This window comes from Paractinoplanes aksuensis (assembly GCF_024137025.1).
GTDB lineage: Bacteria > Actinomycetota > Actinomycetes > Mycobacteriales > Micromonosporaceae > Actinoplanes > Actinoplanes aksuensis.
In genome coordinates, this window is record NZ_JAMYJR010000036.1 from 22,516 (window position 1) to 42,626 (window position 20,111).

Genomic DNA, 20,111 nt, shown 5'->3' on the forward strand with positions numbered 1-20,111 from the left:
TGTCGTACCCGAGGAGCAGAATCGGGGCATGTTCGTCGTCGAGTCACCCATCGGGCCGCTCGGGGTCGCCGTCGAGGGCGACACCGTTGTCGGGGTGCGGTTCGCCGCGCGTCCGGGGCCGTCCGGTTCTCATCCCGGTGTCGCCCAGCTCATGGCCTACTTCGCGGGCGAGCTCACCGACTTCACGGTGCCGGTCGAGATGCCCGGCGGGTCCGAGTTCGAGCGCGCGGTGTGGGGCGAGATCGCCAAGATTCCGTACGGGGAAATGGTCACCTACGGCGCCATCGCAACCGCCCTGGGTGACCCGGGGGCGGCCCGAGCGGTCGGCACGGCGTGCAACCACAACCCGGTGCCGGTGATCGTGCCCTGTCACCGGGTGGTCGGGGCCGGCGGCAAGATGGTCGGCTTCGGGGGTGGTCTCGATCGCAAGCGCAAGCTGCTCGAGCTCGAGGCGCGGGTGTCGCTGGCACTTCTGTGGGGCTGACATGCTTCGAGGCCGGACCCGTGCGGGCCCGGCCTCGATCAGCGAGGATCAGCTCTCGATGTCACCGCGGATGAACGCCTCGACGCTCTCCTTGGCGTCGTGGTCGTTGTACTGCACCGGCGGGGACTTCATGAAGTACGACGAGGCCGAGAGGATCGGGCCGCCGACCCCACGGTCCTTGGCGATCTTCGCCGCGCGGACGGCGTCGATGATCACACCGGCCGAGTTCGGCGAGTCCCACACCTCGAGCTTGAGCTCGGCGTTCAGCGGGGTGTCACCGAACGAGCGGCCCTCGAGGCGGATGTAGGCCCACTTGCGGTCGTCAAGCCACGGCACGTGGTCCGACGGGCCGATGTGCACGTCGCTCTTGACCATCTCGTGCGGGATCTGGGAGGTCACCGACTGGGTCTTCGAGATCTTCTTGGAGACCAGGCGGTTGCGCTCCAGCATGTTCATGAAGTCCATGTTGCCGCCGAAGTTGAGCTGGTAGGTGCGCAGCAGCTCGACGCCACGGTCTTCGAACAGCTTGGCCAGCGCGCGGTGCACGATCGTGGCACCGACCTGGCTCTTGATGTCGTCGCCGACGATCGGCAGGCCGGCGTCGGTGAACTTCTGCGCCCACACCGGGTCGGAGGCGATGAACACGGGCAGCGCGTTGACGAACGCGCAGCCGGCGTCGATCGCGGCCTGGGCGTAGAACTTGTCGGCCTGCTCGGAGCCCACCGGCAGGTAGGAGACGACGACGTCGACCTCGGCGTCGCGCAGAGCCTGCACGACGTCGACGGCCTCGGCCGAGGACTCCTCGATGATCTCGCGGTAGTACGTGCCCAGACCGTCGAAGGTCGGTCCACGCTGGACCGAAACACCGGTCGGGGGCACGTCGGTCAGCTTGATCGTGTTGTTCTCGCTGGCGACGATCGCCTCCGCGAGGTCCATGCCGACCTTCTTGGCGTCCACATCGAACGCCGCGACGAACTTCACGTCGGATACGTGGTAGTCGCCGAAGGTCACGTGCATGAGACCCGGGACGCGGTCGTTGGGGTCGGCGTTCTTGTAATACTCCACGCCCTGCACGAGGGACGAGGCGCAGTTACCCACACCGACGATGGCGACGCGGACGGAGCCCATCGCGTTTGCCTCCTTGTTCATCACGGCCGGTCCTGATGCGGACTCGGGGGTTCGGGGGGTGCGTCCCCCAGCGGCTCGGCGGGGAGATCGATCTCTCCTCCGGAGCCGGCGGGGGCGCGGCCGGAACGCTCATTCGTGATGAGCTCCTCCAGCCAGCGGACCTCGCGCTCAGCGGCGTCGAGGCCGTGTCTTTGCAGTTCCAGCGTGTAGGCGTCGAGCCGGCCGGCGGCGCGCGAGAGCACGTCACGCAGGCCTTCGCGCCTTTCCTCTATGCGCCGGCGGCGCCCCTCCAGGATGCGCAGCCGGGTGGCGCGGTCGGTCCGGGAGAAGAACGCGAAGTGGACGCCGAAGCCGGCGTCGTCGTACGTCTCGGGGCCGGCCTGGGCCAGCAGGTCGGCGAACCGTTCCTTGCCGTCAGCAGTGATCTTGTAAACAACGCGGCCCCGTTTGCTGGTCATCGGGGGGATCATCGTCGGGTCCGACGCGGACTCGGTGATCCAGCCGGCCGTCTGCAGTCGCTTGAGCGTCGGGTAGAGGGTGCCGTAGCTGATGGCGGCCCGGAACGTGCCCAGTTTGGTGGCCAGTTCCTTGCGGAGCTCGTAGCCATGCATCGGGGTCTCCTGGAGGAGGCCGAGAATCGCCAGCTCCAGCATCGGCCACCTCCCTGCCCTGTCCCGATGTATCGGCCCGATACATCGCAACCGTAGATCCGTTGCCACGGGTGCGCAAGGTGTTCATGACTGAGCTACTTGCGCGCCACGCTGAGTGATGACTGTCGCCCCTTCACGCTGGACCGCGTACTCTCGTCGCCATGCGAACGCAGCGGCAGGTCGTCGACTACTCGCTACAGAAGCGAGCAGTGCTGCGTGACGTGCACAACGGCAAGATCGGGACGCTCGAGGTCTGTGATGCCTCGCCATACCTCAAAAGTGCAGCTCGATTCCATGGCGAGCCGACCGAGGAGCGATGCCCGATCTGCCGCCGCGACAACTTGACATTGGTTCACTACATCTACGGCGACGAGCTCAAGCAGACCGCCGGCCAGGCTCGTAAGCTCTCCGAGCTGCCGGTGCTGGCGATGACTCTGCGTGAGTTCCAGGTGTACGTCGTGGAAGTGTGCCAGTCCTGCGCGTGGAATCACCTGACCGAGCAATACCTGCTCGGCCGGGACGCGCTCACCGCCGACGAACTCGATCGGGACGAGGCGGTCGCCGCCTCATCCGCCGCGGGCCGCCACCGCGAACCCGGGTTGATGTCACACGGCTGGGACGCCCGCTGATGACGCGGATCGATCTCGCTACCGTTGACACGACCCCGACCGGCTCGCGCATCCAGCGCCACAGCCGGTCATTCATGACATCCGTCAGGGCGGCTGCCGGTATGCAGCCCGAATCGTCCGCGCATGTCGTCGCTGGTGAGGGCCCCTCCAGGGTCCTCCCTGCGCGCGTCATCGCGACCGAGGTGTGACCGCATGAACCCGTACGGCGAACCGCAGTCTTCGCGTGCCCGGGCCCGGGTGCCCGGGCCCGGGAACTCAGCGCCCGACGACGACCAGTCCTCCTATCGCCCGGCGCCGGACGCCTACCGCCGGGGTGCCGGCGGTCGTGCCTCCGTGGGGTCGGCCCCGGCCGGCAGTGCTTCCGTGGGCAGCGCGTCCGTGGGGTCGGCTCGTGTCGGCGCCCGGGCTTCGGTCGGGGCCGCCGCGCCGGTTCGCGGCACCGGGCCGGTCGCGCGCGCGGCCGTACGCCCGGGCCCGCCGGCCCGTACGCCCGATGACGAGGGCAGCATCGGCGGCGGTGGCCGGTCGGGCGGCGGCAAGGACAAGTCGAAGGCGGCCAAGCGCCGCCGTCGCACGAACATCCTGACCGCGGCCGCGGCGGTGCTGGTCATCATGCTCGGCGCCGGTGTGGTCGGCGGCACCTACTTCTTCGACGACGTCGATCTGCCCTCGCCGGTCAGCGAGGACCAGTCGAACGTGATCCTCGACACGAAGGGCGCGGTGCTGGCCAAGCTCGGCGAGCAGAACCGCACGGTCGTGCCCGAGGCCCAGATCAACAAGGTCGTCGAGCACGCGGTCGCGGCGGCCGAGGACAAGAACTTCTACAAGCACCACGGCATCGACATGAAGGGCATCGTCCGCGCCGCGTGGAACAACTTCACCGGTGGCGACCAGCAGGGTGCGTCGACGATCACCCAGCAGTACGCCCGGCACGCGGCCGACCTCAAGGACATCAGCTACAACCGCAAGCTCCGCGAAGCCGTGATCGCCCGCAAGATGGAGGGCAAGTACAACAAAGACCAGATCATGGGCATGTACTTGAACTACATCTACCTGGGCCGCGGTCTGTACGGCATTCAGGCGGCGGCGCAGGGCTACTTCGGCAAGTCGGTGACCACGAAGGCCGGTCAGAAGAACGCCATCACGCCGTACGAGGCCGCGGTGCTCGCCTCGATCATCAAGCAGCCGGAGCCCACGGCCACGCACAAGGGCTACGACCCGACCATCAACCCGACCGACGCCAAGGCGCGGTGGGAGTACACGATGGCCAACATGCTCGAGATGGGCTGGATCTCCCAGGACGTCTACAACAAGCGCAAGTACCCGACGGTCAAGAAGGCCGCCAAGAGCAGCGCCACCAAGGGCGTGGACGGCAAGCCGGTCGGCATGATCATGCGGCACGTGCGGGCCGAGCTGGCCGAGATGGGCATCAGCGAGCAGGAGTTCGACAAGGGCGGCCTGACCGTCACCACGACGATCGACCCGGTCGTGCAGAAGGCGGCCGAGGAGGCGGGCTCGCGCAAGAGCGAGAGCTCCCCCATGAACGACAAGCCGGCCACGTACCAGGCGGCGGTGATCGGCATCGACCCGAAGACCGGGCGCGTGCTCGGCTACTACGGCGGTGACGACCCGACCGGCATCGACTACGGCGGCTACATGCGCGGCGACACGTTGAAGATCGACGGCGGCCAGTCGCCCGGCTCGACGTTCAAGATCTACACGCTGGCCGCGGCGCTGCGGGAGGACATCTCCTTCAAGACGCGCTGGGACGGCACGAAGCTGCGCCCGAACGGCACGAAGATCAGCAACGCCGGCGCCGACCCGGGCACGGTCTGCAAGGGCCAGATCAAGCGGTGTGACCTCGAGACGGCGACGATCAAGTCGTACAACTTCCCGTTCTACTGGATCGCCGACGGCATCGGCCGCGACAAGGTGATCGCGGCCGCCCGTGACGCCGGCGTCGGCCACATGTACACCGACGACGGCAAGTTGGTCGACCTGAACAAGACCGACAAAGAGACCTGGACGAAGAAGGGCTACTTCGACAACGAGGTCGCCTTCGGCCAGTACCGCGTCGTGCCGCTGGAGCACGCCGAGGGTGTCGCCACGATCGTCGGCGGCGGCGTCCACCACGACGCCCACTTCATCCGCTCGGTGTCGCGGGTCGATCCCGACACGGGCCAGAAGTCGATCGTCGGCAGCGAGAAGATCGACGGCAAAGAGGTCTTCAACCCCGACCAGATGTCGAACCTCCAGTCCGTGATGAAGGAGATCGTCGAGGTCGACGACCGCGATCTGCGCAACGGCCAGGAGGGCATCGCCAAGTCCGGCACCTGGGAGTTCAAGGAGGGCAGCGGTGACACCTGGTTCGTCGGTGGCATGCCGCAACTCGCCGCGACCGTCTGGGTCGGCGGGGCCAAGAACAAGGTCGAGCTGAAGGAAGCCAACGGCCGGGACATGTTCGGCGCCGGCACGCCGTCGCGGATCTGGAAGAAGTTCCTGGACGCCGTGATCAAGGCGAAGGACCTGGAACGCGAGGACTTCCCGCGACGCGTCGAGACCGGCAACCCGGACAGCTCCTTCGCCAACGGCCAGGCCGCGCCGCCTCCGCCGCAGAACCAGCCGGACAACAACAACGACGGCTGCGTGCTCGACTTCATCTGCGGGCCGGACGGGAACAACGGCAACAACGGTGGTGGCAACAACGGCGGCGGCAACAACGGCGGCGGGAACAACAACGGCGGCGGTGACCCCGACGACGGTGACAACCCGGACGACGGTGGGGGCAACCCGGAGGACGGCACCAATCCCGACAACGGCAACAACCCCGTACCACCGGCCAGCCCCGGCCAGACGGGCGAGCCCGAGAACGACGGTGACTAGCTTTTCGGTCCAGGTCGTTTCGAGCCCCCGGCGTGAAGTACGGCATGATGCCATGACATGAGCACGAATCCGTCAGACGACGTGGACCGCCCTGACAAGCCGAGCGCGCCCGCGACGTCGGACGGATTCGTGCGCGGCCTGTCCGAGGCCATCGGCGGCCCGCTCGGTTCGCACGCGGTGCGGCCCGAGGCCCGGCGGGGGCGCTTCTGGACGGCGCCGCGGATCATCCTCGCGCTGATCTGCATGACGCTGGCGTTCTCATGGGTCCAGAAGTCGCCGTGCCAGAGCGGCGACTGGCAGCAGAACGTCCAGTACACGCGGTTCTGCTACACCGACGTACTGGCGCTGTACTACGCGGAGCACCTCAACGAGGGCGCCGTGCCGTACAAGGACTGGCCGGTGGAGTACCCCGTCGTCACGGGCTATTTCATGGGCGCGCTCGGGCTGCCGATCCACGCGTACGGCGAGTCCCACCCCGAGATCAACCAGGGCACCTGGTTCTACAACATCAACGCGGTCGTTCTCTCCGCGTTGGCGGTGGCCACGGCCGCCGTGATCCTGGCCCTCCGGCGACGTCGGCCCTGGGATGCGGCGATCTTCGCGGTGTCGCCGATCATTTTCTTCACGGCCACGGTCAACTGGGACTTCCTGGCCATCGGTCTGGCCGCGGCCGGGCTCTATCTGTGGGCGAAGAAGCATCCGGCCTGGGCCGGGGTGTTCCTGGGGCTGGGCGGGGCGGCCAAACTGTGGCCGCTGTTCATCCTCGGGCCGCTGCTGGTCCTCGCCTTACGCTCCAAAGCCATGCGCTCGTGGGGCGCGGCCATGGCCACGGCGGTGGTGAGCTGGGCGGTGGTCAACTTCCCGGTCTTCTTCTGGTACCACGAAAGCTGGCTGCGCTTCTTCCGGCTCAACAGCGATCGGCCGATCGACTGGGGAACGCTCTGGTACATCGGGCGCTACCTCGACGGCAAGTGGAACACGGGCGCCGCGGGTGATCAGGGGCCCTTCCAATGGCTCAGTGATCATGTGCCGACTCTCAACCTGGTTTCGTACGCGTTGTTCGGCCTCGCCTGCGCCGCGATCGGCCTGCTGGCCTGGCTGGCGCCCCGCCGCCCCCGGGTCGCTCAGCTGGCGTTCCTCGTCGTGGCCGCCTTCCTGATCACCAGCAAGGTGTGGTCGCAGCAGTACGTGCTGTGGCTGCTCCCGCTGATCGTGCTGGCGCGGCCGCGGTGGGGCGCGATCATCGCCTGGACGGTGGCCGAGTTCGGCTACTTCACGGCCTTCTACGCCGAGCTGATGGGCGCGAACGGCAAGCCGGTCATCCCCGAGGGCACGTTCGTGCTGGCCTCGACGCTGCGCCTGGTCACGGTCGTGATCCTGTGCGGCCTGGTGATCCGCGAGATCTGGAAGCCGGAGCTGGACGCCGTCCGCCAGAGCTATGACGACGACCCCGACGGCGGCCCGCTGAACGGCCCGGACGCGCCCTGGATCGCCACCCTGCGACGCACGTTCCGGGTCGACCGCTCCCCCGCTGCTCCTCCGGCGCCGGTCGATCCGCCCCCGCCCACCGACCAGACCGTCGTCAAGGTCTGACCCCTCGTCACAGCAGCCGGCCGTTGCCGGTCGGCTGTCGTGGCCGGCCGGACCAGCGTCTCTGCTCAGTCGAGTACGTATAGCGGCCGTCCTCCAACTGCTCGGCGAACACGGTCACCGCGGCGACCCAGGACGGGGGCCTGAACGGTGTACGGATCGTCCGGTACGTCGTCCCAGCGGTGCACCGCCGAGTGGCTCGTGCGGGGCACCCCGCAGACGACGAACAGGTAGGAGCCGTCGTAGCGCACCACCGGCAGCCACTCGGGCCACCAGCGCATTAACTCCTCGGTCAGCTCGATCAGCCGGGCCGGTACTTCAGGGCGTCCGTCAACGACAGCAGCTCCCACGGCCCGGCTCCCATGGTGGTGCCGGGAACATCCGGGACCACGCCGTCGTGCCAGCTCCACCACTGTCGCGTTTCGACCGGTAGGACCAAGCCGGTGGAAGCTTCCACGGCATCGAGTTCGTCCGTGGTCAGCCCGGCCCGCAGGTGATCGACGACCGGTGACTGGTGCCTCAGCCAGGCGGCCCGTAACCGCTCGAACACGTCAACGGCGATCATGGCTGTTTTCTTCGGTGGCTTTCTTCGGCGGCGTGAGCAGGCTGCCGTCCTGGCCTCATCCACTGCTCCCCTGAGCTGCTGCAGGCCCGCATTGTGGGTCGCGGCGCCGCGTTCCTCGGTGTCGGCGCCATGAGGTCAGCGGAGGTGGAAGACGACTGCGTCGTCCAGGTCTTCGCGGCGGATGCCCAGGGCGTCGACCGGGATGTCGCCGGCCCGTTCCCAAGGTGTGCCCGCGGCGTCGGCGCGGATCAGCAGCACCCGGTCGACGTTGATCGAGCGGAGGTATTCGATGCTGGCGGCGTCGGGGAACGTCTGGACCTTGGCCCGCAGCTCGACCTGATGGGCGGCGCCGAATCCGCCTGCGCCATTGGCCAGCGGCTGGAAGCGGGTGGTCGACCACAGCACCACCGAATGGTCGGTGAGGGCGGTGGTCGGCAGCACCAGCATCGGGCCACTGACCGTGCGCATGGCCGCGGGCTGGGCCGGGGCCACCGGATGCGCGGTCGCGTTCCAGCCCTCGAAGAGAACCAGCATCAGCGGTACGAAGGTGGCCAGCCGCAGCCAGGGGCCGGGCCACGGCGGGATGCGCTGCTCGGACAGGTGCTCGGCGCGACGCACGAACTCGGCCACCGCGCCCGCGGCCAGGATCGCCAGCAGCAGCGTTGCCCAGAGCATGAGCCGGCCGGGGATGCGCAGGCCCAACGAGCCGGGCAGGTGCCCGAACAGCGGCAGATAGGTGTAGCGGCCCTCGTAGAAGTTGGTGCCCAGGGTCAGCACGATCGTGCCGGCCAGGGCCGCGAGCAGCAGCAGGCGTTGCCGCAGGGTCCAGATCGAGAAGGCCAGCCCGGCCAGGGCCAGCGCGTAGAGCACGAACCCGGGGAGCAGGGCCATCTCGGCCGGCCAGCCGAGCGAGGCCCGCGGCACCTCGTGCGGAGCGCCCCAGATGCGGGACTCGGCCGGGCCGATCAGCAGGCTGCGCAAGGGTGGTGAGAAGAAGGCGATCTCGGTGCCGGCCGGGCCGGTGTCGGGCACCCGGAAGTACGGGATGGCGAGCAGTCCGCTGAAGCTGGCCAGGAACAGCGTGCCCGCCGTGTTGATGACCAGCAGCCGTGAGAGCGCCGCGCGCTCGGCCGGGCGGCGCAGGAAACGGATCGGCACGGCCAGCAGGAACACGACCACGACCAGGCCGAGGACGTAGAGGAACGGGACGCCGAGCGAGAAACCGAGGCTGACCTGCCACGAGGCGACGATCCAGCCCACCGCGGCCCAGCCCGTGCGGCGCTGGTCGGGGCGCAGGCCGCGGCGCAGCGAGAAGCCGTGCCCGCGGGCCAGCATGGCCAGCGCGAGCGGGATGCCGCCGGCCGAGATGATGTCGAGGTGTCCCTCCTGGGCGAGGCGCCAGGGGGCGAACGCGAAGGCGACGGCGGCCACCGCGGCGCCCGTGCGGCCGGCGCCGAGCTGGCGGACCAGGGCGTAGCCGCCGACCAGCAGCAGGGCGTGGGCCAGCACGAAGAGGATGTTGTAGCGCAGGATCGCCGCGGCCGGTCCCTCGCCGATCATGCCGGTCGGCGCGTAACCGAGCAGACTGCTGCCGAAGGCGTAGGCGTCGGTCAGCGGATAGAAGATGTTGGACTGCCACAGCTGGACCGGGTTGGTCATCAGGGTGTGGCCGACCCAGGCGACCTGCCAGGCCTGGCGGGACGGGTCCCAGATGTCCTGCGGGAGCGTGTGCATCGGGTAGCGCAGGGTGGGCCAGGTGAGGGCGGCCGACATCAGCAGGGCGATGTAGGTGACCAGTGCGTACTCGTGGACCAGCGAGCGGGCGAACCGGCGGGTGCCGCGGCGGAACCAGCCGGGTGGCCGCTCAGCGGTGGCGGCGAAGGCGCGGAACGGGTCGGGCGGGGTGCCGGGGGGCCGCTCGGTCGGGAACGGCTCGGACCGCTTCTTGGTCTCTTGTGGAGCATCGACGGTCTTGGCCGCGTCGTTCTTGAGCGAGTCACCCTTGGCCGGCTCGGTCTTGGCCGCTTCACCCTTGGCCGCTTCACCCTTGGCCGGGTCGACCTTGGGCAGGTCGGTTTTGGTCGGGTCGGTCTTGGGCTGGGTTGCCGCTGTGCCGGCCATCTGGCCCTGGTCGCTGGGCGTAGCGCTCTTGGGCCGGCCCGCGACGGCACCCGGCGAGGCCTTGGCGTCGCTCGGCGCTGTGCTCTCTTGAGCCGGCGGGCCGGCCTGAGCCGGAACGGCGGACGCAGCTCGGGACCGCCGGCGCAGCCAGCCGCGCCGGCGCTCGGCCTTCTCGACGAACTTCGGCGCCTCGCTGGTCGCCGTGGTCGTGGCTTTGTCGTTTGTGGAGGTGGTGCTGGGCGCGGACGGGCGCAACGGCTCGGCGGAAGGTGGAGCCGGCGGGGCGGGGGACGGCCCCGGCTGCTCGGTGGTCATGACCCTCTCCCCGTGCGGCGTGTCACCGGCCGGTCCGCTCCCGCAGGAGCGTGATGTCGGCCGTCTGTCCTTCGGCGCCGCCCGGCGTCTCGACGACGGCCGGCGCACCGGCGGCCCGGATCGCGGCCACGATGAGTTCCGGGTCGATCTTGCCATTGCCGAGGTTGTCGTGCCTGTCCTGCCCGGAGTCGAACCCGCCCTTGGAATCGTTGGCGTGGATCAGGTCGATGCGGCCGGTGATCGCCTTGACCCGGTCGACGACGCCGACCAGATCTTCACCGCCGGCGAAGGCGTGACACGTGTCGAGGCAGAAACCGGCGCCGAAGGAGCCCACCGCCTCCCACAGCCGGGCCAGGTCGTCGAAGCGGCGGGCGCACGCGTTGTCGCCACCGGCCGTGTTCTCGATCAGGATCGGCAGTGGCAGGCCACCGTCGGATTCCGCGTATTCGAAGGCCTTGCGCCAGTTGTCGAAGCCGGCCGCGATGTCGGCCCCCTTGCCCACGTGGCCGCCGTGCACGATCAGGCCCTTGGCCCCCAGCTCGGCCGCGGCCTTGGCATGGGCCATGAGCAGCTTGCGGCTCGGGATGCGGATGCGGTTGTTGGGCGAGGCGACGTTGACGATGTAGGGCGCGTGGATATAGACGTCGACCTCGGCATCGCGCAGCGCGGCCGCATCCGCCCGCGGTTGGGGGGTCTTGTAACCCTGCGGGTCGGTCAGGAAGAACTGCACGGCCTCGGCCCCACGGGCGGCGGCCTCTTCCAACGGGGAAGCGGGATCGACATGGGCTCCGATGCGCATGGGACGAGACTACGACGCGGGTCCGACAGTTTGCTCCGCGCGTCACCGCCTCTCGGCGGGCGTCGTTAGCTCCATTGATCACATTTGACCGATACCGGCCCGCGGGCCGGGGCGACGTGGGAGATGGTGCATGTCTCGGCAGGTCCGACAGCGGGTGACGGCGATCGTGCTGGGCGGTCTGATCTTCGGTGTGCCCATGCTGGCGATCGGCTCGGCCCGGGCGGATCCGATCCCCGAGGGCGACCGGGCGGTGACGTTCTCGGGCAACGGGATGTTCAGCGTCTCGTGCAGCTCGCGGCCGAGCACCGAGTCGATGACGGTGCCGGCGGAGAGCACGATCCGGGTCGTGAACCAGACCGGGTACGCCGCGGAACTGCTGCTCGGCGGTGACACCAGGGGCACCGTGCCGGACGACTCCTCGACCGACGTGATCTTCCGGCGGGGCACCACGTCGGTGGCGCTGCGGCCGAACTGCGCGATCGGTGACGACCCCACGCCGATGATGGTCACGGCGTCGCCGTCGGCCTCGGCGGCGGGTCCGGCCGATTCCGATCAGGCGCGGCCCTCGTCGGCCGACGCGACGCCGATGTCGCTGGCGCCGGACGACGACGATCGGTCCCCGGCCGGATCCTCGGCTCCGGACGTCGCCCCGCCGGCCCAGCGTCCGTCCCGGGTCCGGCCCGCGACCACCCGGCCGGACCCGCCTCGCCAGCCGTCCCAGCACACCCACAGCTCGGGTCAGGCGACCACCACCGCCGCTCAGGCGATGCCCCACGGCACCGCGGCGACCACACCCAAGGCCAAGACCAAGAGCCTTCCCAGTACGGCGGGGAGCGCCGCGCCTGCCTTCGCCGGCATGCCGCCCGGCGACACCCCCACGCTGCTCCCCGGCGTACCAAATTTGGATCTTGACCCGGTGACGGTGGGGACCGAGCCGCCTGCGCCCGCGCCCGTCCCGACCGTGATCGCCGCGGCCGAGCCGGTGGCCGCGCTGGAGCCGATGCGGGAGGGTAACCCGCTCGGCCTGCTGGCCCTGACCGCCGCCGTGTGTGTGGTCGGGGTAACAGTTGCCGCTATTCGGGCATTCGTGTCGCAACGTGCAAATCGGGCAGAGATCGCTTAGTCTTCTCCCACAAGCTCCGCGGGGCGGCCGCGTCCAACCTCATCGGTGTGGTCGTTCCTCCCCAGGTCCCACCCAGCGAATGCGGACCGGACGCCCCGCGGCTCCACCAGGAAAGACCCCGCCCCACCCGGGCGGGGTCCTTCTTTTTGGCCACGCAGTGGTGGTGGGTATGATTGCTCGGTTCGCAGAGTGACCGCCGTGGGCCAAGCCCCACGGTTTTCGTTTGCGAGCGACACAAGACCTCCTGCCGCGGAGAGACCGCGGCCGTTCAGCCCACAGGAGGTGAGAACGTCTTGCGTCATTACGAACTCATGGTGATCCTCGACCCTTCGCTCGAGGAACGCACCGTTGCCCCGTCGCTCGATCAGTACCTGAACGTCATCAGGACCGCGGGTGGCTCGGTGGAGAAGCTCGACGTCTGGGGCCGTCGCCGGCTCTCGTTCGAGATCAACAAGAAGGCCGAAGGCATCTACGCGGTCGTCGACCTGCAGGCGACGCCCGAGGCCGTGGCCGAGCTGGACCGTCAGCTCCGGCTGAACGAGTCCATCCTGCGTACCAAGGTCATCCGGCCCGAGACCCGCTGAGCCTCGTTTTTTGTCGGGGGGTAGTGAGAACCTCCTACGAACGAGCGAAGCGGCGAGGAGAAGATCATGGCAGGAGAAACCACCATCACGGTCGTCGGGAACTTGACCGACGATCCTGAGCTGCGCTTCACCCCGTCGGGTGCGGCAGTGGCCAAGTTCCGCATCGCTTCGACGCCGCGGACCTTGGACCGGCAGTCGGGCGAGTGGAAAGACGGCGAGCCACTCTTCCTCGCGTGCAACATCTGGCGTGACGCCGCCGAGCACGTCGCCGAGTCGCTTCAGCGCGGCTCACGGGTGATCGTGCAGGGCCGGCTGCGCCAGCGGTCTTACGAGACGCGTGAGGGCGAGAAGCGCACCGTTTACGAGCTCGAGGTCGACGAGATCGGCCCGTCGCTGCGGTACGCCACGGCGAAGGTGCAGCGCATGAACCGCTCCGGCGGTGGCGGCGGAGGTGGCTTCGGCGCCTCCGGTGGTGGCGGCGGTGGCAGCCGGCAGTCCAGCAACAGCGGTGGCGGCGGAGGAAGCAACAACAACTTCGACGACCCGTGGGCGACGGCGGCACCGGCCTCTTCCGGATCCGGTTCCGGCGGCAACCGCTCCGGCGGTGGCGGCGGCAACTCCTCGTTCGACGACGAGCCTCCCTTCTAGCCCACCCGGGCTTCTTTGACATCAGGAGTAAGAGCAATGGCTAAGGCTGCGGCGCTTCGCAAGCCGAAGAAGAAGGTGAACCCGCTCGACAAGGACGGGATCACCTACATCGACTACAAGGACACCGCCCTGCTGCGGAAGTTCATCTCCGACCGGGGCAAGATCCGTGCCCGCCGGGTCACCGGGGTGACCTCGCAGCAGCAGCGGCAGATCGCTCGCGCGGTCAAGAACGCCCGTGAGATGGCGCTTCTGCCGTACACGGCGACGGCGCGCTGAGGAGGATCACGAATATGAAGATCATCCTCACCCAGGAGGTGTCGGGCCTCGGCACCCCCGGCGACGTCGTCGAGGTCAAGAACGGCTACGGCCGTAACTACCTCCTCCCGCAGGGTTTCGCGATCCGGTGGACCAAGGGCGCCGAGAAGCAGGTCGTGGTCATCAAGCGGGCGCGCGACGCCCGCGAGATCCGCGACCTGGGCCAGGCCAACGAGGTCAAGGCCCAGCTCTCCGGCCTCAAGGTGACGCTGACGGCCCGCTCCGGCAACGGTGGCCGGCTGTTCGGCTCGATCACCCCGGCCGAGATCGTCGACGCGGTCAAGACCGCCGGCGGTCCGTCCCTCGACCGGCGCCGCCTCGAGCTGCCCGGCCACATCAAGACCACGGGCGCCTACAACGTCCAGGTCAAGCTCCACCCCGAGGTCACCGCGACGTTCCCGGTGAACGTCGTCGCCTCGAAGTAAGACCGCTTCACGCGTTCGAAAGGCGCGTCGGGATCTTCGGATCCCGGCGCGCCTTTTGTGTTCCCGGCCGTGGGGGCGTGCGGATCAGCTGAGGCTGTTGCCGGTGATGGCCGAGGTCAGCACGGTGGCCAGCCCGCCCCCGACCACGGCCGCGGCCAGGCCGACGCTGACCGCCTTCCACGACTGGCTCACGAAGCGCAGGCCCAGCGCCACCAGGACGCTCAGCACCAGCGAGATCAGAAACTGGGGTGCGGCCTTGCCCAGAGTGCCGAGAGCGTGGCCTTGGGCGCCGGTGCCGACCACCAGCATGTACGCGACGAACAGGACGACCGGGACGCCGTACCAGACGACGGTGTAACCGACCACGGCCAGCGGGCTGCCGGACTCCTGTTCGTCCTCCTCGTCGTCCGGATCGAGCAGGTCGTTCTTCCGGCCCGTCGGATAGCCGCTGGTGACCGGGCGGCGCTCGTACGCCCCGGACGGGCCGTTCCAGCTGGCGGCACCCCGCTGCGGAGCCGCGCCCGCCTCACGCGGGATCGGCGCGATCAGCGAGGTCGACGTGGTGGATAAGTTTGATTGTCCCTGGACCGCGGCTGAGCCGCCGGACCGAAAGGGCACGTAATCCGATGTGCCGAAGCGGCGGGATTCGCCCTCGGCCAGGTCGCTCTGATCGGACAGGTCGCGCCGCCAGTCGCCACCACCGCCCTCGCGGTAGGTCGCGCTGCCGCGGGCTCGCTCGCGGCGCTCGTCGAGATGCCACTGGCCCGTCTCGGACTGCCCGCCGGTGTCGTCCGGACTGTCCAGCGACCAGGGCGGGGCGTCGGCGGGACGCCCGGTCTGCCAGACCTCGGGGCTCAGCGGTTCGGCGGCGTACGCGGTCGGGTCGATCGCGGCCCGGCGGCCGGTCGGCGCGTCGTCGTCGGCCCGCCGGCGGCCGGAACGTTGCGGCTCCTCGAGCGGGATGTACTGGGGGACGCCGCCGGCCGGGGCGGTGGCCGAGCCCGGAGGCAGGGCCGGGGCGCCCGCATAGCCGCGCGGCGAGCTGACCGGGGCGGAGCCGATCGGGCCGCCCGCTCCGCCGTAGCCCGGGGCGCTGCGGGGGGCGCTCGGGAGGGCGGGCTGGCTGCGGTACGGGGTGGTGCCGCCGCCGTAGGCCGAGCCGCTGCGCGGGGCGTTGCCCGGTTCGTCGGAATAGGAACGCCGGGGCAGCGACGTGGTCGGCGTGCCGCCGTAGTCGTCGTACTGGTCGCGGCTGGGGACGGAGCTGGTGGGCGCGCTGCCGTAACCGCGCGGCTCGCCGTAGGGGTCGCGGGCGGGAACCGAGCTGGTGGGGGCCGAGCCGTAGCCGCGGGGCTCGCGCTCCGGGTCGTCGCCGTACGCATCGCGGCCGCGGGGTTCGTCGTACGGATCGCGGCTCGGGATGGCGCTGGCCGGGGGGCTTCCGTTGGCCCGCGGACCGCCGAAGCTGGTCGGCTCGTCGTACCGGTCGCGGCCGCGGCCTTCGCCGTAGGGGTCGCGGTCGGGCGCGGAGCCGCGCGGTTCCCCGTAGGGAACGGCACTGGCCGGGGCGCTGCCATTGGCCCGCGATTCGCCGTAGGGCCGACGGGTGGGCGGAGCGCCGAAGCTGGTGGGCTCGTCGTACCGGTCGCGAGCGGGCGCGGCGCTGCTGTAGCCGCGGGGTTCGCCGTACGGATCGCGGTCGGGCACCGAGCTGGTCGGCGCGCTGCTGTAACCCCGCGGTTCGCCGTAGGGCTGGCGGGTGGGCGGGGCGCCGAAGCTGGTGGGCTCGTCGTACTGGTCGCGAGCGGGCACGGAGCTGCTTGGAGCGCTCCCGTAGCCGCGCGGTTCGCCGTAGGGGACAGCGCTGGCCGGGGCGCTGCCGTTAGCCCGCGTGCCGCCGTAACCGGTGGGCGGGTCGTCGTAGCGGGCCGGGCTGGTCGGCGCGGCGCCGTACGGGTCGCGGGCCGGCTCCGCGCTGCCGTAGCCGCGCGGCTCGTCGTACGGGTCGGCGGCGGGAGCAGCGCTGCGGGGCGTCGGGCCCGGGGGCAGCGGCGGCGGAGGCGTGTTGCGCCACCCCGTCGGCGGGTCGGGCTGGCGGGCCTCGGGCTCGGCCGCGGCGGGGGGAGGCGGCGGCAGGGCACGGGGGCCCTCACCCATCGCCTCGCGGCGGGCGGCCTCGCGCCGCCAGGCCAGGATGCGCGGGTCGTCGTCGGAACGGCTCCACTGGCCGGTGTCGGGGTCGCGGACCCAGCTGCTGGTGTCGGGCTCGGCCTCCCACGACCCGGTCTGGTCGCGCCAGTCGTCGCCGCCCGCCTTGTATTTCGCGCGGCCCTTGGGCGGGCCACCACGCGGCGCGGAGACCTGCCCGGTGGGCATGGGAACCGCACTGCGTGGCGCCGACGACGGGGGCGCCGGCATGGGCACGGCGCTGCGCGGGGCGGACGACGGCGGCGCGGGCATGGGCACGGCGCTGCGCTGGGCCGACGTGGGTGGCGGGGCCGGCATCGGGACCGCGCTGCGCTGGGCCGACGTGGGCGGCGGGGCCGGCACGGCGCTGCGCTGGGCCGACGTGGGCGGCGGGGCCGGCATCGGTACGGCGCTGAACGTGGCGGTCTCGTCCGACTCGGAACGGGACCGGCGCGGGGTACGCGGCTCGGGCGGCGCGAACGAACCGGTGTCACCGCGGCGGGGCGCGTCGGGCTCGTCGGCGTAGCGACGGCGGCGACCACGGCCGGTCGCCGGCTCCTCGGTGTAGCGGGGCGGCTCGTCCTCGGCGTAGCGCGAACCGTAGCCGGTGGCTGTGGGCTGGCGCGGCGGTGGCTCGTACGGCGTCGCCGGAGGCATTTCGTAGCCGGGAGGATCCCCGTACGGGGCCTCGCGGCGATCGGCCTCCTCACGCCGGTTGACATTGCGGGAGCCGAAACCGACACCCGTGCCCCAGGCGGCCGGCGCGGGTGAGTCCCCGTACAGCTGAATGCCGCCGGTGTCGGTGTGGCGGGCCCAGTTGTCGGTGTTCTCACCGTTCTCGGCCTCGGAACGGCCGCTGGACCAACCCGTACCGCCGGACGGTGCGTAACCCGGCTCAGGAGCCCGCCGCCGCCCGACCGGGGGTGACCCGCCGCCGGCCTCGCGTCGCCACGCGGCGCGGTCGTCCTCGCGGACCAGGTGGCGCCCGTCGTCGCGCGGGTCTTCGCGGAGCCAGGTGGTGCCGGTGTCGGACGGGGCGGCCGAGCGCTGTTCGGTCAGATCGGTCCAGGTCGCGGAACCCTCAATGGCATCGCGCTGCCAGGACGGGCGGGAGTTCCACGACGGCTGCGGCTGCTGTTCCGGTTCGACCAGCTGCTGCCAGGACGGAGAGCTTTCCGCCGGCGTACGCGGGGAGGGCTGTTGCCAGCTCGGCGTGGTCGACTCGCCGGGGCTCGACCGCTGGCGGCCGGGCGTCTCGGGTTCGGCCGGCGAATCGGTGAACTGCTGCCAGGCGGGCCGGGTGTCGGTGCCGGAGTCGCCGGACCAGGCGGAACTCGAGATGGCCGGCTGTGCCATCGGGGTCTCGGACTCGGGCGGGTACGAGTTGTTGCCGTCGGCCTGCCAGGCCTCGGTGGTCGACCGCCAGACATGGGAGCCGGTGGTCGACCGCCACTCGGTGGTCTGCCGCCAGCGGGCGCCGGCGGCGCGCCACTCGGCCGTCTCGGTGCGCCAGCCGACGCCGTCGGCCGGGAACGTGGGACGGCCGGTGGCGGCGACGTCGGACCAGCGGTTGGCTGGTTCGACGGCCTGGTGAGGATCGGGTTCGGCCTGCTGGGCCCACTGGTCGGCCCGGCGCTGCCAGTCGAGAGCCTCGGCGCTGGGCTGCAGGCTGCCGGTGTCCGTCAGGGATGACCATTTCTGGTCAGGGTCGGCGAAATCGGGTGAATCCGAGGTACGGGGGGACCACTGATCGGCGGCACGTCGCTCACGCGACATGCGGGCGCCGTAGTCCCACTCCCGTTGGTCCACGACAAAAGCGTGCCTTCCGCGCGTCGGAACCGCAACGCCTCCGCGCGACGGCTTGCTCACGCCGGGCACCTTTTCGCACTTGTGCAGGACTTTTTCCCCCTCCACAGGTGGGGACAGCAAAACGCCTGCTCGGGAAGGCACAACCCGCGTCGTCCCCAGGAGTTGTACACAGGCTGTGCACAGGGCTGCCCACAGGCTGGGGCGGGATGTCCACAGGTTGTCCCGAGGCTTGTCCACCGGTGCGGTTGGGCAGGTGGCGGCCGGGTTCGTACAGTGGTGCCGCCGCAGGCGCGGGGCTTGATCGGGAGTTTTTCCTGATCATGGCGGGGATCAGCCGAAAGTGTCATACCCCAGCGGTTTGATCAGGGGTGCACGTACGGCTAATGGAGGAGGTCCGGGTGTCGATCACCGACGAGACACGGCCGCCGGCCCAGTCCGGGGGCGGGCCGTCGGGTGGCGGGCCTTCCGGCGGCGGGTCGTCGGCGGGTGGGCCATCGGGCGGCGGGTCGTCCCGGGGCGGCGCGTTCGACAAGTCCCCGCCGCAAGACGTCGCTGCTGAGCAGGGCGTTCTCGGCGGCATGCTGCTCTCCAAGGACGCCATCGCCGACGTCGTCGAGATCCTCAAGGTGCAGGATTTCTACCGTCCGGTGCACGCGTCGATCTACGACGTCATCCTCGATCTGTACGGGCGGGGCGAGCCGGCCGACGCGCTGACCGTAGCGGCCGCGCTGGCCGACTCGGGTGATCTGCAACGCATCGGCGGCGTGCCCTACCTGCACACGCTGATCGAGAGCGTGCCCACCGCGGCCAACGCCGCCTACTACGCGCGCATCGTCGGCGAACGAGCCATCCTGCGCCGCCTCGTCGAGGCCGGCACCAAGATCGTCCAGCTCGGTTACGGCGCCAACGGCAACGGCGGGCGTGACGTCGACGACATCGTCGACCTGGCCCAGCAGGCGATCTACGACGTCACCGAGAAGCGCGTCAGCGAGGATTTCGCCTCCATCGGAGACATGCTCCAGCCTACGGTTGACGAGATCGAGGCGATCGGCGCGGCCGGCGGCGGTATGGCCGGCATCCCGACCGGCTTCTCCGACCTCGACCGGCTGCTCAACGGTCTGCACCCCGGCCAGCTGATCATCGTGGCCGGGCGACCTGGTCTCGGTAAGTCGACGGCCAGCATGGACTTCGCCCGCAATGCGGCAATTCGCGCAAACTGCGCAAGCGCCATTTTCTCGCTCGAAATGAGCAAGATCGAGATGGTGATGCGTCTGCTGTCGGCCGAGGCCCGGGTACCGCTGCACGTGCTGCGTTCCGGCCAGCTCACCGACGACGACTGGAGCAAACTGGCCCGCCGCATGGGCGAGATCAGCGAGGCCCCGATCTTCGTCGACGACACCCCGAACATGAACCTCATGGAGATCCGGGCCAAGGCGCGCCGCCTCAAGCAGCGGCACAACCTCAAACTCCTGGTGATCGACTACCTGCAGCTGATGTCCTCGCCGAAAAAGACCGAGAGCCGTCAGCAAGAGGTCTCCGAGCTGTCCCGTGGCCTCAAGCTCCTGGCCAAGGAGATCGAGTGCCCGGTGATCGGCGTTTCCCAGCTGAACCGTGGTCCCGAGCAGCGCACCGACAAGCGCCCCCAGCTGTCCGACCTGCGTGAGTCCGGCTCGATCGAACAGGACGCCGACGTCGTCATCCTGCTCCACCGCGACGACTACTACGACAAAGAGTCACCCCGCGCCGGCGAGGCCGACTTCATCGTCGCCAAACACCGAAACGGCCCCACCGACACCGTCACGGTCGCGGCCCAGCTGCACCTGTCCCGCTTCGTCGACATGGCCATCACCTGACAG

Annotated in this window: 17 protein-coding genes; 10 read left to right on the plus strand and 7 right to left on the minus strand. The window is 70.1% G+C overall.

Features of this window, described 5'->3' with window-relative positions; translation table 11 throughout:
* Window positions 1-28 precede the first annotated feature (28 nt).
* Complete coding sequence (locus tag M1L60_RS32255; protein ID WP_253241333.1) at window positions 29-484, plus strand: methylated-DNA--[protein]-cysteine S-methyltransferase; 456 nt, start codon at window positions 29-31, stop codon at window positions 482-484.
* A 48-nt stretch (window positions 485-532) separates the two neighbouring features.
* On the opposite strand, the gene M1L60_RS32260 is transcribed toward M1L60_RS32255, so the two are convergent.
* Window positions 533-1,612 carry an inositol-3-phosphate synthase gene (locus M1L60_RS32260; RefSeq protein WP_253241356.1) on the minus strand — a complete coding sequence of 360 codons (1,080 nt, stop codon included), beginning with the start codon at window positions 1,610-1,612 and terminating at the stop codon, window positions 533-535.
* Between the two features lie 20 nt (window positions 1,613-1,632).
* Window positions 1,633-2,265 carry a PadR family transcriptional regulator gene (locus M1L60_RS32265; protein WP_253241334.1) on the minus strand — a complete coding sequence of 211 codons (633 nt, stop codon included), beginning with the start codon at window positions 2,263-2,265 and terminating at the stop codon, window positions 1,633-1,635.
* Window positions 2,266-2,423: 158 nt separating this feature from the next.
* Between M1L60_RS32265 and M1L60_RS32270 the strand changes: the two genes are divergently transcribed.
* From M1L60_RS32270 to M1L60_RS32280, 3 genes are all read left to right on the plus strand, one after another.
* Window positions 2,424-2,891, plus strand: a complete 468-nt coding sequence (locus tag M1L60_RS32270) for a DUF5318 domain-containing protein (protein WP_253241335.1) — start codon at window positions 2,424-2,426, stop codon at window positions 2,889-2,891.
* Between the two features lie 192 nt (window positions 2,892-3,083).
* Entirely contained in the window at window positions 3,084-5,774 is a 2,691-nt protein-coding gene (locus tag M1L60_RS32275; protein ID WP_253241336.1) for a transglycosylase domain-containing protein, read from the plus strand.
* A gap of 57 nt (window positions 5,775-5,831) precedes the next feature.
* Window positions 5,832-7,367 carry a glycosyltransferase family 87 protein gene (locus M1L60_RS32280; protein ID WP_253241337.1) on the plus strand — a complete coding sequence of 512 codons (1,536 nt, stop codon included), beginning with the start codon at window positions 5,832-5,834 and terminating at the stop codon, window positions 7,365-7,367.
* A 65-nt stretch (window positions 7,368-7,432) separates the two neighbouring features.
* Here the strand turns inward: M1L60_RS32280 and M1L60_RS32285 are convergent, their stop codons facing one another.
* The 4 genes from M1L60_RS32285 to M1L60_RS32300 all read right to left on the minus strand — a co-directional run bounded on the left by M1L60_RS32285 (window position 7,433) and on the right by M1L60_RS32300 (window position 11,164).
* Window positions 7,433-7,645, minus strand: coding sequence for a hypothetical protein (locus M1L60_RS32285; RefSeq protein ID WP_253241338.1), 213 nt, complete (start codon window positions 7,643-7,645; stop codon window positions 7,433-7,435).
* Window positions 7,646-7,665: 20 nt separating this feature from the next.
* Window positions 7,666-7,929, minus strand: coding sequence for an SMI1/KNR4 family protein (locus M1L60_RS32290; protein ID WP_253241339.1), 264 nt, complete (start codon window positions 7,927-7,929; stop codon window positions 7,666-7,668).
* A gap of 135 nt (window positions 7,930-8,064) precedes the next feature.
* The gene (locus M1L60_RS32295) at window positions 8,065-10,365 is read right to left on the minus strand and encodes a hypothetical protein (protein ID WP_253241340.1); all 2,301 of its coding nucleotides are present in this window, start codon (window positions 10,363-10,365) and stop codon (window positions 8,065-8,067) included.
* 22 nt (window positions 10,366-10,387) lie between these two features.
* Window positions 10,388-11,164: a deoxyribonuclease IV gene (locus tag M1L60_RS32300; protein WP_253241341.1), complete on the minus strand. Its 777-nt coding sequence runs from the start codon at window positions 11,162-11,164 to the stop codon at window positions 10,388-10,390.
* A gap of 130 nt (window positions 11,165-11,294) precedes the next feature.
* On the opposite strand from M1L60_RS32300, the gene M1L60_RS32305 reads away from it, so the two are divergent.
* The 5 genes from M1L60_RS32305 to rplI all read left to right on the plus strand — a co-directional run bounded on the left by M1L60_RS32305 (window position 11,295) and on the right by rplI (window position 14,259).
* On the plus strand, window positions 11,295-12,287 hold the full coding sequence (locus M1L60_RS32305; RefSeq protein WP_253241342.1) for a hypothetical protein: 993 nt from the start codon (window positions 11,295-11,297) through the stop codon (window positions 12,285-12,287).
* A 293-nt stretch (window positions 12,288-12,580) separates the two neighbouring features.
* Window positions 12,581-12,871, plus strand: coding sequence for a 30S ribosomal protein S6 (gene rpsF / locus M1L60_RS32310; RefSeq protein ID WP_014448192.1), 291 nt, complete (start codon window positions 12,581-12,583; stop codon window positions 12,869-12,871).
* 66 nt (window positions 12,872-12,937) lie between these two features.
* Window positions 12,938-13,519, plus strand: a complete 582-nt coding sequence (locus tag M1L60_RS32315; protein WP_253241343.1) for a single-stranded DNA-binding protein — start codon at window positions 12,938-12,940, stop codon at window positions 13,517-13,519.
* A 36-nt stretch (window positions 13,520-13,555) separates the two neighbouring features.
* Window positions 13,556-13,795: a 30S ribosomal protein S18 gene (gene rpsR, locus M1L60_RS32320; RefSeq protein WP_007073789.1), complete on the plus strand. Its 240-nt coding sequence runs from the start codon at window positions 13,556-13,558 to the stop codon at window positions 13,793-13,795.
* 14 nt (window positions 13,796-13,809) lie between these two features.
* On the plus strand, window positions 13,810-14,259 hold the full coding sequence (rplI, locus tag M1L60_RS32325; RefSeq protein ID WP_253241344.1) for a 50S ribosomal protein L9: 450 nt from the start codon (window positions 13,810-13,812) through the stop codon (window positions 14,257-14,259).
* Between the two features lie 84 nt (window positions 14,260-14,343).
* On the opposite strand, the gene M1L60_RS32330 is transcribed toward rplI, so the two are convergent.
* On the minus strand, window positions 14,344-18,255 hold the full coding sequence (locus M1L60_RS32330) for a hypothetical protein (RefSeq protein ID WP_253241345.1): 3,912 nt from the start codon (window positions 18,253-18,255) through the stop codon (window positions 14,344-14,346).
* A 398-nt stretch (window positions 18,256-18,653) separates the two neighbouring features.
* Between M1L60_RS32330 and dnaB the strand changes: the two genes are divergently transcribed.
* Entirely contained in the window at window positions 18,654-20,108 is a 1,455-nt protein-coding gene (dnaB, locus tag M1L60_RS32335; RefSeq protein WP_253241346.1) for a replicative DNA helicase, read from the plus strand.
* Window positions 20,109-20,111: the final 3 nt, after the last annotated feature.